At 43.9% G+C, this 230-nt stretch carries 1 protein-coding gene; it reads right to left on the reverse strand.

Going from position 1 to position 230, the window contains the following annotated elements:
- A partial coding sequence (locus V0R37_RS23345) for a hypothetical protein (protein ID WP_489685835.1) occupies nt 1-230 on the reverse strand: 230 nt, incomplete at both ends.

Genomic DNA, 230 nt, shown 5'->3' on the forward strand with positions numbered 1-230 from the left:
ATGCTTTCGTTTGTGCTTATCAGCTCTGACTTTACTTTCAGCATGAGTAAATTTTTTCTGCTCTTGTCGCTGCCACACTTCCCAGAAAGTGCAATTAACAAACTCCCTGGAGCGTCCTGATAGTTTGCAAACCCAGCGCTCAGCACTGTTTCGACTAGGAAACAGATAAATTTCATCGGCAAGGTTGGGATCATATGCCACCAAAACTTTTTGCGGACGAGTCACTTCTT

Source organism: Pollutimonas rozaliensis, assembly GCF_048751585.1.
In the GTDB taxonomy this organism is placed as follows: domain Bacteria; phylum Pseudomonadota; class Gammaproteobacteria; order Burkholderiales; family Burkholderiaceae_B.